12 protein-coding genes are annotated in these 13,382 nt (G+C 71.8%); 6 read left to right on the top strand and 6 right to left on the bottom strand.

Translation table 11 applies throughout. The annotated features are described in order from the left end of the window. Nucleotides 1–29: 29 nt before the first annotated feature. The 4 genes from ssuE to ABH928_RS19370 form a co-directional block, all read right to left on the bottom strand. A complete protein-coding gene (ssuE, locus tag ABH928_RS19385) occupies nucleotides 30–581 on the bottom strand; it encodes an NADPH-dependent FMN reductase (RefSeq protein ID WP_370068053.1) in 552 nt (183 codons plus the stop codon). Nucleotides 582–826: 245 nt separating this feature from the next. Continuing rightward, nucleotides 827–937 carry a putative leader peptide gene (locus ABH928_RS19380; protein WP_370068051.1) on the bottom strand — a complete coding sequence of 37 codons (111 nt, stop codon included), beginning with the start codon at nucleotides 935–937 and terminating at the stop codon, nucleotides 827–829. Between the two features lie 78 nt (nucleotides 938–1,015). Further along, entirely contained in the window at nucleotides 1,016–2,056 is a 1,041-nt protein-coding gene (locus tag ABH928_RS19375; protein ID WP_370068329.1) for an NAD(P)-dependent alcohol dehydrogenase, read from the bottom strand. Nucleotides 2,057–2,162: 106 nt separating this feature from the next. Continuing rightward, nucleotides 2,163–3,386: an arylsulfotransferase family protein gene (locus ABH928_RS19370; protein ID WP_370068049.1), complete on the bottom strand. Its 1,224-nt coding sequence runs from the start codon at nucleotides 3,384–3,386 to the stop codon at nucleotides 2,163–2,165. A 426-nt stretch (nucleotides 3,387–3,812) separates the two neighbouring features. Between ABH928_RS19370 and ABH928_RS19365 the strand changes: the two genes are divergently transcribed. From ABH928_RS19365 to ABH928_RS19350, 4 genes are all read left to right on the top strand, one after another. Then, entirely contained in the window at nucleotides 3,813–4,793 is a 981-nt protein-coding gene (locus ABH928_RS19365; protein WP_370068047.1) for a serine/threonine-protein kinase, read from the top strand. 175 nt (nucleotides 4,794–4,968) lie between these two features. Continuing rightward, a complete protein-coding gene (locus ABH928_RS19360; RefSeq protein WP_370068045.1) occupies nucleotides 4,969–6,141 on the top strand; it encodes an NAD(P)H-dependent flavin oxidoreductase in 1,173 nt (390 codons plus the stop codon). After that, nucleotides 6,138–7,721, top strand: a complete 1,584-nt coding sequence (locus ABH928_RS19355; protein WP_370068043.1) for an acyl-CoA synthetase — start codon at nucleotides 6,138–6,140, stop codon at nucleotides 7,719–7,721. Before ABH928_RS19360 ends, ABH928_RS19355 begins: the two co-directional genes overlap by 4 nt. Before the next feature lie 90 nt (nucleotides 7,722–7,811). After that, nucleotides 7,812–8,567 carry an MBL fold metallo-hydrolase gene (locus tag ABH928_RS19350; RefSeq protein WP_370068041.1) on the top strand — a complete coding sequence of 252 codons (756 nt, stop codon included), beginning with the start codon at nucleotides 7,812–7,814 and terminating at the stop codon, nucleotides 8,565–8,567. Between the two features lie 15 nt (nucleotides 8,568–8,582). On the opposite strand, the gene ABH928_RS19345 is transcribed toward ABH928_RS19350, so the two are convergent. Further along, on the bottom strand, nucleotides 8,583–9,128 hold the full coding sequence (locus tag ABH928_RS19345) for a winged helix-turn-helix transcriptional regulator (protein WP_370068039.1): 546 nt from the start codon (nucleotides 9,126–9,128) through the stop codon (nucleotides 8,583–8,585). A 94-nt stretch (nucleotides 9,129–9,222) separates the two neighbouring features. On the opposite strand from ABH928_RS19345, the gene ABH928_RS19340 reads away from it, so the two are divergent. Both ABH928_RS19340 and ABH928_RS19335 read left to right on the top strand, forming a co-directional pair. After that, nucleotides 9,223–10,746 (top strand): MFS transporter, encoded by a 1,524-nt coding sequence (locus ABH928_RS19340; protein ID WP_370068037.1) that lies wholly within the window; start codon nucleotides 9,223–9,225, stop codon nucleotides 10,744–10,746. An 8-nt stretch (nucleotides 10,747–10,754) separates the two neighbouring features. Beyond that, nucleotides 10,755–11,522 carry a dienelactone hydrolase family protein gene (locus ABH928_RS19335; protein ID WP_370068035.1) on the top strand — a complete coding sequence of 256 codons (768 nt, stop codon included), beginning with the start codon at nucleotides 10,755–10,757 and terminating at the stop codon, nucleotides 11,520–11,522. A gap of 47 nt (nucleotides 11,523–11,569) precedes the next feature. On the opposite strand, the gene ABH928_RS19330 is transcribed toward ABH928_RS19335, so the two are convergent. Further along, entirely contained in the window at nucleotides 11,570–13,333 is a 1,764-nt protein-coding gene (locus ABH928_RS19330) for a DUF1003 domain-containing protein (protein WP_370068033.1), read from the bottom strand. Between the last annotated feature and the right edge of the window lie 49 nt (nucleotides 13,334–13,382).

Below are 13,382 nucleotides of genomic sequence, written 5' to 3'. Positions count from 1 at the left end.
GAGGTGAGGCAAGGGAGATTGAGGGGACGTCAGGCGGCGCGCAACGCCGGACCGGAGGGGAGGGCGCCGATGAACTCGTCGACGGCGCGCCGCAACCGCTGCTCCGACTCGGGTTCCAGCAGCGTGCCGTGGGGCTGGGAGGTGTCGATCGACCGGTCCAGGAGGAAGCAACCGGCCACGACATGACGTGCCGTCAGCGCGGCCAGTACCGGTCGGAGCGCGTAGTCGATGCTGAGCACATGGGCGACGGTGCCGCCGGTCGCCAGCGGGAGAACGGTCTTGCCGGCCAGTCCGTCCTGCGGCAGCAGGTCGAGGAAGGCCTTCAACAGGCCGGTGTAGGCGGACTTGTAGACCGGTGTGGCCACCACGACCCCGTCGGCGCGCTCCACTTCGGCGAGGGCGCGGCGCAGTTCGGGATGGTCCGTCTCGCCCGCGAGCAGTGCGTCCGGCGGCAGGGAGCGCAGGTCGAGATGGTGGACGTCGAAGCCGGTCAGGGAGAGCTGTTGCGCCAGACGTTCACCGACGAGCGCGGTGCGGGAGGAGGCGGAGGGGCTGCCGGACAGGACGAGCAGAGCGGACATGGATGGTCTCCGGAGCAGGCCGGAGCCCGGCTGCGGACGGAGCGACGCTGCGACCGTCAGGGCAGGCGGACCCGGGGCGGGAAGGTCAGGGCAGAGCGCCGGGAAAGCGCTCCGTGTACGTCCTCAGGACGTCAGGACATGCCGACGTCAGGACGTGGAGACGTCAGAACGCGGAGGCGTCGGGACGTCGGACCGGGAGAGCGGAGGGGCGGAGCGGCAGTCCGGAAGAGCCGGGCGCGGCGGAATCAGCGGCCGGCGGCACAGATGGCACTGGCCTGTCGTCGCAGATCGACGTGCAGGCGTGCGGAGAGAACCTCGGACTGGCTCACGTCTGGAAGCCTCTCAGTCAGGAGCATTTCCGTCAATGACTCATATCTGGACGCCATACCGCGATGGGCACCGGACGAGCGGCGCCCACCGCGGGATGCGAGCGATCAGCCGTTCGGCAGGATGACCGCGCGGCCGGTGATCCTGCCTTCGTGCAGGCGCTCGTAGGCCAGCGGCGCCTCGTCCATGCCGTAGGTCTCCACATGGACGTCCACCGCGCCCGCGCGGGCCAGGTCGAGGACCTCGATCAGCTCGGAGCGCGACCCCCAGTACGGCGCGCGGACCGCCGCGTCGTAGGGGAGGACACCGAAGCCGACCGGCAGGGCGCCGCCGCCGATGCCGACGATGGTGACGTCGCCCTCGACGCCGACCATCGCCCCGGCGGTCTTGACCGTCGGGGGCGCGCCGACGAAGTCGAAGACCGCCTCCGCGCCGACGCCGCCGGTCAGCGCGCGCACCGCGTCGGCCGCGCGCTCGTCGCTGAGCACCGTCTCGTGCGCGCCGACCTGTCGGGCCAGGGCCAGCTTCTCGTCGCTCACGTCCAGCGCCACCACGTGCGCGGCCGTCATCGCCCGCAACAGCTGGATCGCCACGTGCCCGAGCCCGCCGGTGCCGATGACCACGGCCGTACTGCCGGGGACGAGTTTGGGCAGCGACTCCTTGATCGCGTGGTACGGCGTGAGACCGGCGTCCGTCAGCGGGACGGTCTTCACCGGATCCAGATCGCCCAGCGGGACCAGGTGACGGGCGCTGTCGACCAGCAGGTACTCGGCGATGGCCCCGGGCGCGCCCAGTCCCGGCGGCCGGATGCCGAGCTCGGCCGCGCGCAGGCAGTAGTTCTCCTTGCCCTCGGCGCACTTCACGCAGATGCCGCAGCCCCATGGACCGTAGACGGCCACGGAATCGCCGACCGACACGCCGCCGACGCCCTCGCCCAGCGCGGCGACGGTCCCCGTGCCCTCGTGGCCGAGCGTGAGCGGCAGCGGGAAGGGAAGCGCCTCGGCGGGCCAGCTCATCACGGCGATGTCGGAGTGGCACACCCCGGCTGCCGTCACCTGCAACAGCACCTGCCCCGGACCCGGTTCCGGATCCGGGACGGTCACGACCTCCGGTGCTGCGCCGATGCTGCGGTACTGGAGCGCTTTCATCCGGCCGCCTTCCTTGCGCGTCGACGGTGCGTCGTCTTCCACTACACACCTCCCCGCCGCGCTCCCGCATCCGCATCGCCAGGCTTCACTTCGGCAGGCGGGTGGCTCACGCCCAGGCGAAGCGGTAGGCGCGGTAGGTGTTCACCCCCGCCGGGAACTCGGCGTTGAAGAGCAGCTTGCCGCTCGGGCCGAACTCCGACACGTACGGCAGCGACCCCCAGCCGACGGTCAGATCCCCGTTGCGCAGCGTCTGCGCGTTCCCCTGCGACCAGGCGCTCAGCCCGGACGGCTGCGCCACCGAGCGGACGAGCGTGGCGGTGTGCGTGCGCAGGTCCAGCCGGACGGTGTCCACGCGGCTGTAGGGGAGCTCGGAGACCGCGCCGGTGCCGGTGTTGGCGACGCCCGCCGACTCGTTGTCGAAGAAGGTGTACAGCCCGTGCCCGAGCGGCTCCGGGTCGTGCTGCCATGCGAACAGCGTCCGGGCCGTGTTCAGGCGCTGGCCGTGGGCGGCGGTCAGGGTGAACGAGCTGTCCTTGCCGCCGAGCTGCCAGCGGACCACGCCGGAGGTGCGGGAGACGTCGTACGTGGTCCAGGTGTTGCGTGCGTCGACGAGCAGGCTGCCGTCGGTGTCCTCCTTGACCGCGTTGACGTGGAACCAGTCCCAGGGCGTGGCGGCCGAGGCGGGCAGCGGCTGCTCGCTCTGCGCGTAGGGGACGTGGTCGGCGGCGTCCCACTGGAAGAGGACCTTGCCGGAGCGGATGTCGATCTCCTGGACCACCCCGTCGAGCACCTTCTGGTCCGCCGGGCCGCCGATCGCGCGCAGGTCGGCGGTGGCTTCCTTGTAGGCGAGGATCAGCGCGGTGCCGCGCGGGGTGATCTGGAACTCGTGTCCGTCGGTGGAGTAGCCGTTACCGGCCCGGACCTCGGCGACCTTCTGGTAGCGGTCGTTGTAGACGTAGTCGACGCCCTGGGTGAGCCCGCCGAGCCCGGTGCCCTGCCACCAGGTGAGCACCGGGCGCCCCTGGTAGGTCTGCTTGCGGAAGTCCGCCGCCTCCTGGCCGGTCGGCACGGTGTGGGACCAGACGACCTTGCGGCCGTCGGGGCTGAGGATCTCCACGCCGCTCGCGTAGGCGGAGTTGGCGGACGAGGGCGCGACGAAGAGATCTCCGCCTCCCGTACCGGGCTTGTCGGTCAGCACCTTGAGGGGAGGGAGGGGCAGCGCGTGTCCGGCTGCGCCGGTGGAGGCGGAGGCGGAGGCGGGCAGGAGGGCGGCGACGACTGCTGCGACGGCGGCAGTCAGGATGCTTGCATTCCGACGGTTCTTGGGCATGGGAAACCTCGTCCTGTGGGCAGGCAGACATGAATGGACGCCGCACAGCGCGGGGGCGGCACAAGGCCCCTGCGGTGCGGATGAAGTGATCAGGAGTCAGAGTCGGCGCGGCCGGCGCTCAACCGGCGACCTGAGGTCGCGTGCGGTGCTCAGCAGGCGCGACAGGCAGCGGAACAGACCCGCAGGAGGTCGATGTGACCCCGCGTGGTCAAGGCGATTCGTCGCTGCTGCATGGCCGGAAGCTAGCACGCGGAGGAGACGCCGGGCCAACTTCCGTCCGGATCTTGAGAGCAGTGTTGCAGACACGTTTCGGCGTGTTCCACCGACCTTTCCACCGACCTTTCCACCGACCTTCCGCCGACCTTTCGGCCGATCTTTCAGGCGGGCGGCTGCGGGCGCACGAGGGTCGCCCCGCATACTGTTCGGGTGGACGAGAACACGCTGGTCCAGGGACGGTACCGACTGCTGCGGCGGATCGGCCGAGGGGGAATGGGGGAGGTCTGGAAGGCGGAGGACGAGTTCCTCGGGCGGCAGGTCGCCGTGAAGTGCCTGATGCCCGAGACGGCCGGACGGCGCGGGGGAGCGTCGGACGAGCTGGTCAAGGAGCGTTTCCGGCGCGAGGCGCGCCTGGCGGCGCAGTTGCAGCACCCCGGGATCACCGTGGTGCACGATTCCGGCGAGTGGTCCGGCATCCTCTTCCTCGTCATGGAGTTGCTCCACGGCGAGGACCTCGGCGCGCTGTTGAACGCCGCCCGGGGACGCCGGCTGCGGCCCGTCGAGGCGATCGGGATCGGCCGTCAGATAGCCACCGCGCTCGCCTACACCCACGAACGCGGTGTGATCCACCGCGACCTCAAACCCGCCAACCTGATCCGCACGGTCGACGGCACCGTCAAGATCTGTGACTTCGGCATCGCCCGGCTCGGTACCGACCTGGGCTTCACCGCTCGCATGGGCGGCAGCTCCTTCGCCATCGGCACGCCGTTCTACATGTCGCCCGAGCAGATCGAGGGCACCGCCGTCGACGAGCGCAGCGACCTCTACTCGTTCGGCTGCCTGCTGTACGAACTGCTGCTCGGTCACCCGCCGTTCCACACGGGTGATCCGCTGGTCATCCTGCTGGACCACCGCGACAGCCCGGTGCCGCCGCCGCGCGCGGAGCGGCCGGAGATCCCCGACGCGCTGGAGCGCCTGGTCCTCGACCTGCTCGCTAAGGACCCCGCGGACCGTCCCGCCGACGCCCACGCGGTGTTGGCCCGCCTGGACGCGGCGGCCGAGGCCGCACCGGGAGCGCGCGGCGCGCTCCCCGACTGGGCGCGGGGGATCGGCCCGGTCCCGGTCTCGCTGGTCCGCGTCGTGCCCGAGCCCCCGGCGGTGGCCGCGTTGACGCGGCGCTGGCGGCGCTGACCACGTCCTGGCGAGGGTGCTGCTGCTGCCGAACAAATCCGACGCGGATCCGACGCGGATCCGGCGCCGATCTGACGCCGATCTGACGCAGCGTCAGAAAATCTCTTCCGCTCTCCGACGCCGTGCGCCATGCTGCCTCCACCAGGGTGACGCCGGATGCGATGGAGAGCCGCCGATGAGGACCCGACTCAGCGAACAACTCGGCATCGAGCACGCCGTGTTCGGCTTCACGCCGTTCCCCGCCGTGGCCGCCGCGATCACGCGGGCCGGTGGTCTCGGCGTGCTCGGTGCGGTCCGGTACGGCGAGGCCGAGACGCTGGCCAAGGACCTCGACTGGATGGACGCCCAGTGCGGCGGTCTGCCCTACGGCGTCGACGTGGTGATGCCCGCCAAGAAGGTCGAGGGCGTCACCGTCGAGCAGGTCGAGGCGATGATCCCGGAGGGCCACCGCGCCTTCGTCCGCGAGCAGTTGGCACGGCACGGCGTTCCGGAGCTGCCGGCGGGGCAGCGCGGCGGATGGCGGATCACCGGGTGGATGGAGGAGGTCGCGCGTTCGCACGTCGACGTCGCGCTGGGGCACCCGATCAAGCTGCTCGCCAGCGCGCTCGGTTCGCCGCCCCCGGACGTGATCCAACGCGCCCACGACGCGGGCGTGTTGGTCGCCGCACTGGCCGGGAGCGCCCGGCACGCACAGCGGCATGCCGCAGCCGGGATCGACATCGTCGTCGCCCAGGGGCACGAGGCGGGCGGGCACACCGGCGAGATCGGCACCATGGTGCTGGTCCCCGAAGTCGCCGCCGCCGTCGACCCGTTGCCGGTGCTGGCTGCCGGAGGCATCGGCACCGGCGCGCAGACCGCCGCCGGTCTGGCGCTCGGCGCGCAGGGCGTCTGGCTCGGCTCGGTCTGGCTGACGGTCGCCGAGTCGGAGCTGACCTCGCCGGTGCTGCGGCAGAAGCTGCTCGCGGCGGGCAGCGGCGACACCGTCCGCTCCCGCTCGCTGACCGGCAAGCCCGCGCGCCAGCTGCGCACGCAGTGGACGGAGGCCTGGGACGGGACGGAGAGCCCCGGCACCCTGCCGATGCCGCTCCAGGGCCTGCTGGTCGCCGACGCGTTGAGCCGGATCCAGACGTACGAGACGCCCGAGCTGATCGGCACGCCGGTGGGCCAGATCGTCGGCCAGATGAACGAGGTACGGCCGGTCGTGGCCGTCATGGACGAGCTGACGCGCGGCTTCGAGCAGGCCGTCGCCCGGCTGAACCGCATCGCGGACCGAAACGTGGACCGCATCGCGGACCGGAACGTGGGCCGGAACGTGGAGAGCACCGCCGAGGAGGGTGACCAGGGATGACCGACGCCAACGCCAACGCCAACGCCAACGCGAACGCGAACGCGAACGGCTTCTGGGCACAGGCCGCAGCCGACCCCGAGCGGGTCGTGATGCACGCGCCCGACGGCACCGCCTGGACCGCCGGACGCCTGCTGGCCGCCGCCAACCGGCTGGTCCACGGCCTGCGCGAGGCGGGCCTGGGCGTCGGCGACGCCTTCGCCGTCGTGCTGCCCAACGGCGTCGAGCTCTTCACCGCCTACCTGGCCGCCTCGCAGGCCGGCTTCTACCTGGTCCCGGTCAACCACCATCTGGTCGGGCCGGAGATCGCCTGGATCGTCTCCGACAGCGGCGCCAAGGTGCTGGTCGCGCACGAGCGCTTCGCCGAGGCGGCGACCGGCGCGGCCGACGAGGCGGGCCTGCCGAAGGAGCGTCGCTACGCCGTCGGCGACCTGCCCGGATTCCGCCCGTACGACGACCTGTTGGACGGCCACAGCGCAACGACCCCGAGCGAGCGCACCACCGGCTGGGTGATGAACTACACCTCCGGCACCACCGGCCGCCCGCGCGGCATCCGCCGTCCGCTGATCGGCAGGCCGCCGGAGCAGACGCCGCTCGGTGGGTTCCTCGGCATCTTCGGCATCCGGCCCGGCGATGGCAACGTGCACCTGGTCTGCTCGCCGCTGTACCACACCGCCGTGCTCCAGTTCGCCGCCGCGTCCCTGCATCTGGGCCACGAGGTGGTGCTGATGGACCGTTGGACACCGGAGGACATGCTGCGGCTGATCGACCGTCACCGGGTCACCCACACGCACATGGTGCCGACCCAGTTCCACCGCCTGCTCGCACTCCCGGAGGCCACGCGGGCGCGCTACGACGTCTCCTCGATGCGCCACGCCATCCACGGCGCCGCGCCCTGCCCGGACCATGTGAAGCGGTCGATGATCGAGTGGTGGGGCGAGTGTGTCGAGGAGTACTACGCCGCCAGCGAGGGCGGCGGCACCTACGCCACCGCCACCGAGTGGCTGGCTCGCCCGGGCACGGTCGGCAAGGCGTGGCCGATCAGCGAGATCGCCGTCCTCGACGACGAGGGCAAGCCGGTGCCGTCCGGTGAACTGGGCACCGTCTACCTGAAGATGAACACCGGCGGGTTCACGTACCACAAGGACGAGGCGAAGACACAGGCCAACCGGGTCGGTGACTCCTTCACCGTGGGCGACCTGGGGATGCTGGACGCCGACGGCTACCTCTTCCTGCGCGACCGCAAGATCGACATGATCATCTCCGGCGGCGTCAACATCTATCCGGCCGAGATCGAGTCCGCCCTGCTCCAACACCCCGCCGTCGCCGACGCGGCGGCCTTCGGCATCCCGCACGACGACTGGGGCGAGGAGGTCAAGGCCGTCGTCGAACCCGCCGTCGGCCACGAGCCCGGCGAGCAACTGGCGCAGGACATCCTGGCCCACTGCGAGCGGGTGTTGGCGAAGTACAAGCGCCCCCGCTCCGTCGACTTCGTCGCCGAACTTCCCCGCGACCCCAACGGCAAGCTCTACAAGCGCCGCCTGCGCGACCCCTACTGGGAGGGCCGCACCCGTCAGGTCTGACCGGCGCTCCGCGACCGGACGAAGCGGCTCATCCCCCTCGTCTACTGATCCACTCCACGGGACGCGCGATCTGCGGCAGACTGGGCCGCCATGGGGGACTGGTTCGAGCAGCGCGAGGCGGGCGACGGCGTCGTCCGGATCAGCGAACCGCACGTGGACCCGTTGGTCCGGGCGAATCTGTGGTGGCTGCGCGGCACCGACCGCGATGTCGTCGTCGACGCGGGGTTGGGCGTGGTGCCGCTGCGTCAGGAGCTGCCGGAGCTCTTCGCGCGCGACCCGCTGGTGGTTCTGACCCACGCGCATCTGGACCACGTCGGCGGCGCGCACGAGTTCCGCGAGCGTGCCGCCCATCCCACTGCGGCCCGGAGTCTCGCGGAAGGTGTCCCCGCCAGCCTGTTCGGCGCGGAGCTCCGCGAGAAGCTCGGCATCGACGACGCCGGGGAGCCCGTTCCCGAGCTGCTGCTCGACGCGCTGCCGCACCCGGGTTACGACCCGCGCGGCTATCGAGTCGAACCGGTCCGGCTGACGCGTGAACTCCGGGCGGGTGACCGCGTGGACCTGGGCGGACGGACGCTGACGGCCCTTCACCTGCCGGGCCACACCGCCGACAGCATCGGCCTGCTGGAGGAGCGCACCGGGGTGTTGTACTCCGGCGACGCGGTCTACGACGGATATTTGATCGACGACCTCCCCGACTCGGACGTGCCCGCCTACCGGCGCAGCATGGAGCTGCTCGCCGAGCTGGACGTGGCGCTCGTCCACCCGGGCCACGGGCGCAGCTTCGACGGGACGCGCCTGCGTGAACTCGCAGCCGGCTACCTGCGCCGGACGTCCGGGGAGAGGTAGCGCCTGTTCCGCGGCTCAGGCCGGGGGCAGCTTGGCGGGCGGGAGCAGGGTGAGCAGGCGGTGGGGGCGTGCGGTCAGCGCTCGGGAGACCGCGTCCTCGCGCGCGTGTGGCCTTGCCCCCGGTCCGCGGCGCACCTCGATGTCCTCGGGCGGGACCGGGACGCCGCAGGACGGGCAGCCGGAGAGCGGGTCCAGTACGGTGCCGCAGGTCGCGTGGCTGAAGACCATCCGGGACCCGTCGGGCGAGGAGTGCCGTTCCCCCCACATGGCCAACGAGTAGACCGGCAGCCACAGTTCGCGTCCGGAGTCGGTGAGCAGATAGCGGTAGCGAACGGGGGACTGCTGGTACGGCTCCTTGCGCAGCACGCCCGCTGCCACCAGGGACTGGAGCCGTGCGGTGAGCACGGCGCGCGGGATGTCGAGGTGGGCGAGGAAGTCGTTGAAGCGCTGCACGCCGTAGAAGGCGTCGCGGAGGATCAGCATGCTCCAGCGCTCGCCGACCACCTCCAGGGCGCGGGCCAGCGAGCAGTCCTGCAGTTCGTAGTCGATACCGAGCGCCATGGGCTCCAGGATAGCTGAAGGTTCATTCATCGAACCTAGGTGGTAGATTGCCGTCCGTAGGTTCATTCACCAGACCTTCTTGCCGGGGAGTGTCATGCCGTCCGACCAGCCCTCCGCCGCGCCGCCGCATCGGCCCGGATCCACGCTGCTGACCGCCTGCTTCGGCACCCTCCTGGTGCTGATCGACTACACCGCGCCGCTGACCACGCTCGGTCCCACCGCCTCCGCCCTGCGCCTCGGCACCACGGCCCAGACCTGGGTGCTGACCGGCACGCTCGTCGGCCTCGCCGCGCTCCTGCTGACCGCGGGCAGCCTGGCCGACGACTTCGGTCGCAAGCGCGTCTTCGGCGCGGGAGCGCTGCTCCTGCTGCTCTCCACCGGCCTGTCGGCGCTCGCGTCGGGCCCGGCGGTCTTCCTCGCCGGACGACTGCTCCAGGGCTGTGCGGCGGCGGCGATCCTCGCCCCGAGCCTCGGGCTGATCGGCCACGCCTACCCCGCCGGTCCCGCACGGGTGAAGGCGCTGGGTCACTGGGGCGCGTCGGTCGGACTCGGCATCGCCGTCGGTCCGGTCTACGCGGCGCTGGTCGAGCGGTCCGCCGGGTGGCGCAGTGTCTACTGGGTGCTTGCTGCCCTTGCCGCGCTGCTGCTCCTGCTCAGCGCGTTCGGGCTGACCGAGTCGCGTAACCAGCGCGGGCGCAGGCTCGACCTGCTCGGCGTGCTCGCACTGGCCGGCGGAACCTCCTGCCTGATCGCCGGACTGGCCGAGGGCCGCAGTGGCTGGGGCCGACCGGAGGTGGTCCTGCTGCTGGTCCTCGGCGTCCTGCTGCTGGCTGTGTTCGTCCTGGTCGAGTCGCGGGTCCGGGAGCCGATGCTCGACCTGGCCCTGTTCCGCAGCCCGGGTTTCGTCGCGGCCGGAAGCGGCGCGTTCTTCACCGGACTCTCCATCGTTGGCTTGTTCAGCTACCTGCCGATCGTGCTGCAGAAGGCGCTGGGCGAGACGCCGGCGACCGCGGCCTGGGTGCTGGCGATCTGGTCCGGGCTCTCCGTGGTCTCCGCGCTCCAGGCCCGCCGCCTGGCCACCAGGGTCGCGGCCACCACCCAGCTCGCTGGCGCGCTGCTACTCTGCGGGATCGGCGAGGCCGCGCTGTACGGGCTGCACGCGCACGGGTCGTGGACCCACTTGGTGCCCGGTCTGGTCGTCGCGGGCGTCGGCAGCGGGGTGCTGAACGCCGGGCTGGCCCGACTCGCCGTCAGCAGCGTGCCCGCCGACCGCGCCGCGATGGGGTCGGGCGCCAACAACACGGCCCGGTACCTCGGTTCGGCACTGGGCGTGGCGGTGATGATCACCGTCGTAAGCCAGAGCCGGTCGGCGCGCGGGCCCGCGGTGGCCACGGCGACGGGCGCGAACCACGCGGTGCTGGTCGCAGCCCTGCTCTGCCTGGCCGGCGCGGCGATCGCGCTGTGGGCCCGGATCGCAGAGTCGCGCACGGCACGGCCGTCGAGCGCCGAACCGCCGGTGCCGGTGCCGGTCGCCGGTTCCGGCGTGAACGCCGCCCCGGTGGCGGGCGGGACGACCGACGAGTCGCGGGCCACCACCCGTGCTTGGATGGCCGGATGAGTTTCCGGATGAGCCATCAGGTGGACTGGGGCGAGGAGCACCGCACATCCGAACACGCCACGGAACGCTCGTTCGTGATCCGTCGCGGTTCCTCGCCCGTCCCCGGCACGGTGTGGACGCCGGTCGGGCACTCGGGACCGGTGCCGCTGGTCCTGCTGGGACACGGCGGCAGCGGGCACCGGCGCAGCGAGCGCATCCTGACGACGGCGGAGCGGGTCACCCGGTCCGGGCACGCGGCGGTCGCCATCGACGGCCCGCACCACGGCGACCGCGTCCCCTCACCCCTCGTAGCCGCCGAGTACCAGGCGCTGATCGCCGCCGAGGGCGTCGAACGCGTGCTGGACCGGATGGCCGACGACTGGGTCGCGGCCCGCGACCTGCTGGTGCGCACGGGACTGGCCGATCCGGGACGACAGGCGTACGTCGGGCTGTCCATGGCCACCCGGTTCGGTCTGGCCGCCGCAGTCGGACTCGGCGGGTCCCTGAAGTGCGCCGTCTTCGGGAAGTTCGGCGTCCAGGCCTCGCCCGACCTCGACCCGGGACTCCAGGCCCCGGACCGCGCGTTGCAGGACGCCGCCCGCATCACCGCGCCCGTCCTGTTCCATCTCCAGCGGGACGACGGACTCTTCCCGCGCCAGGGCCAGCTCGACCTGTTCGACGCCTTCGCGAGCCCGGACAAGGAGCTCCACGCCTTCCCCGGCGCCCACGGCCACACCCCGCCGCACGCACCGGACCTCCGGCACGCCTTCCTCGACCGGCACCTTGGGTGCCGTTGAGCTCACCCTGAACCACCCTGAACCACCCTGAACCTGCGTGAACTCAGTCACCTGACCTCACGCGGATGCGGCACGAGTTGGGCGGCCAGTGCCACCGCCTCCATCGCCGCGGTCTCGCGCGGCGTCCGGCCTCGGGCGCCCAGGCCGAAGAAGCCGCCTTCGTTGTTGGCGTCGGCGACCGCTCCCGCGATCTCCGTCAGGAAGCTGAGGAAGCCTGCCAGTTCGTCGACCGCCCGACGGGTGAGGAGCATGCAGGCCGCATGGATGGCGTCCAGCGCCGTCTTCTCGTAGTCGGCGTAACGGATTCCCGCCCGCAGTCCGGTGTCGAAGGTCGAGGTCGCGGCCAACTCGCGGATCAGGCGCTGGGGATGGGTCAGTCCGGCCTCGCGCAGCAGCTGGACCATGGCGAAGATCTCCTCCGCGTCGATCTCGCCCTCGGCGAGGGCGACCAGGACTCCCGAGGCCATCAGGGCCTGGTGCAGCGTCGCCCACTCCTCTGTCGTGAAGTCGATCTCACCCACCCCGTCCGCTTCGGGACCGGTGCGCAGCACCTGGAAGCCGATGTCGGCCAGCACGGTGGGCAGATACCGCACGGCGTCGACGGCCTGTGCGCGTGCGGGCTCGGACAGTTCGCCCCAGGACGCCAACTCGCCCTGGCGGGCGCCGTCCTGGCTCGCCTCCTCGCTCAGCCGGTACTCGTGCTCCAGCCGGGCCAGCACCTCCGCCTCGTGGTCGTCGAAGGCGGTGATCGGCTCGGGGCCGTGGACGGTGTGGGCGGCGGGGAACGTCAGGCAGCCGATCGCGGCCAGGCTCTCGCCGACGCGGCGCGCGTGCTCCCGACCGGCCTCGCGCGAGTCGTCCGGCAGCGCGTGCCAGGGCGGCAGCCCGGCCCCGCGGGAGGGCGGTTGAGCCGTGGCGTCGCTGGTGGCCTGCATCCGGCTCTGGTGCAGGGCCTGTGCCAGGTGTTCGGCGACCTGGGCCGAGGTGTAGTCGGCGAGACTGTCGATCACGCGGTCCTGCGCGGCCAGACGCGCCTTCATCCGGCGGCACTCGTGCAGGATCGCCTCGGCGTCGAGGAAGGTCTGCTCGGAGCGCCGGTCGCCGGAGAGGCTGAGCACCTTCTGCCCGACCATGATCACGATCATGAAGACCAGCTGCGCGAAGGTGGACAGGAAGGACATGAACGCGAACGGGTAGGGGTCGAAGGTCTGCAGTCCCAGCTCGGCCGCCCCGATCCAGACGACCTGCGTGCCTGCGGCGATGTAGAACGCCCCCATGCTGCCCAGCCGCCCGGTCAACCAGGCGGCGATCCTGCCGTTGACGCCGACGGCGTGGTCCACGGCCTGCGGCGGCGGTTGGACCCGGTGGCCCCGGATCCACGGGTGCGGGCTGGACTCCAGCAGGCTGGCGCCGCGTCCGAGCGCGCGGTCGTGCCGGTCGAGATGCGCCTGCAGGTCCGCGACCTGCGCGAAGATCGCCTCCGCGTTGCTGTAGGTCTGTACGGCCCGCCGGTCGGCGGCCTTCCCGAGCACCCGCTGGCCGACCAGGATCACCGCGCAGAGCACCAGCTGCACGACGTTGTTGAGGAAGAGCAGGAACCCGAACGGGTAGGGGTCGATCCGGTGCAGCGGGCCCAAGGTGGCCAGAATCATCCAGATGCCGCAGAAGACCAGGGTGAAGTAGAGCGCGGGCATGGACCCCACGCCCTGGGTCAGCGCCGCGGCGATCGCGCCGTTGACGCCCACCCGCTCGTCGGCAATCGTGACGGGCTGCGCGGGCAGTCCGGTTTCCGTATCGCCGACATCACTCACACGCGCTCCCCAGGTTGGTCCGGAGGGGGCATGTGACCACTCGTCATCT

The organism is Streptacidiphilus sp. MAP5-3 (assembly GCF_041262505.1).
Lineage (GTDB): Bacteria > Actinomycetota > Actinomycetes > Streptomycetales > Streptomycetaceae > Streptacidiphilus.
Note: the sequence above shows the minus strand (reverse complement) of the source record. Positions and strands in the feature narration are given on the sequence as shown.

Bases quoted from the DNA above. Each gene is read 5' to 3' on its own strand.
- ssuE (WP_370068053.1), bottom strand. From the start codon at position 581: ATGTCCGCTCTGCTCGTCCTGTCCGGCAGCCCCTCCGCCTCCTCCCGC.
- ABH928_RS19380 (WP_370068051.1), bottom strand. From the start codon at position 937: ATGCTCCTGACTGAGAGGCTTCCAGACGTGAGCCAGTCCGAGGTTCTC.
- ABH928_RS19375 (WP_370068329.1), bottom strand. From the start codon at position 2,056: ATGAAAGCGCTCCAGTACCGCAGCATCGGCGCAGCACCGGAGGTCGTG.
- ABH928_RS19370 (WP_370068049.1), bottom strand. From the start codon at position 3,386: ATGCCCAAGAACCGTCGGAATGCAAGCATCCTGACTGCCGCCGTCGCA.
- ABH928_RS19360 (WP_370068045.1), top strand. From the start codon at position 4,969: ATGAGGACCCGACTCAGCGAACAACTCGGCATCGAGCACGCCGTGTTC.
- ABH928_RS19355 (WP_370068043.1), top strand. From the start codon at position 6,138: ATGACCGACGCCAACGCCAACGCCAACGCCAACGCGAACGCGAACGCG.
- ABH928_RS19350 (WP_370068041.1), top strand. From the start codon at position 7,812: ATGGGGGACTGGTTCGAGCAGCGCGAGGCGGGCGACGGCGTCGTCCGG.
- ABH928_RS19345 (WP_370068039.1), bottom strand. From the start codon at position 9,128: ATGGCGCTCGGTATCGACTACGAACTGCAGGACTGCTCGCTGGCCCGC.
- ABH928_RS19340 (WP_370068037.1), top strand. From the start codon at position 9,223: ATGCCGTCCGACCAGCCCTCCGCCGCGCCGCCGCATCGGCCCGGATCC.
- ABH928_RS19335 (WP_370068035.1), top strand. From the start codon at position 10,755: ATGAGCCATCAGGTGGACTGGGGCGAGGAGCACCGCACATCCGAACAC.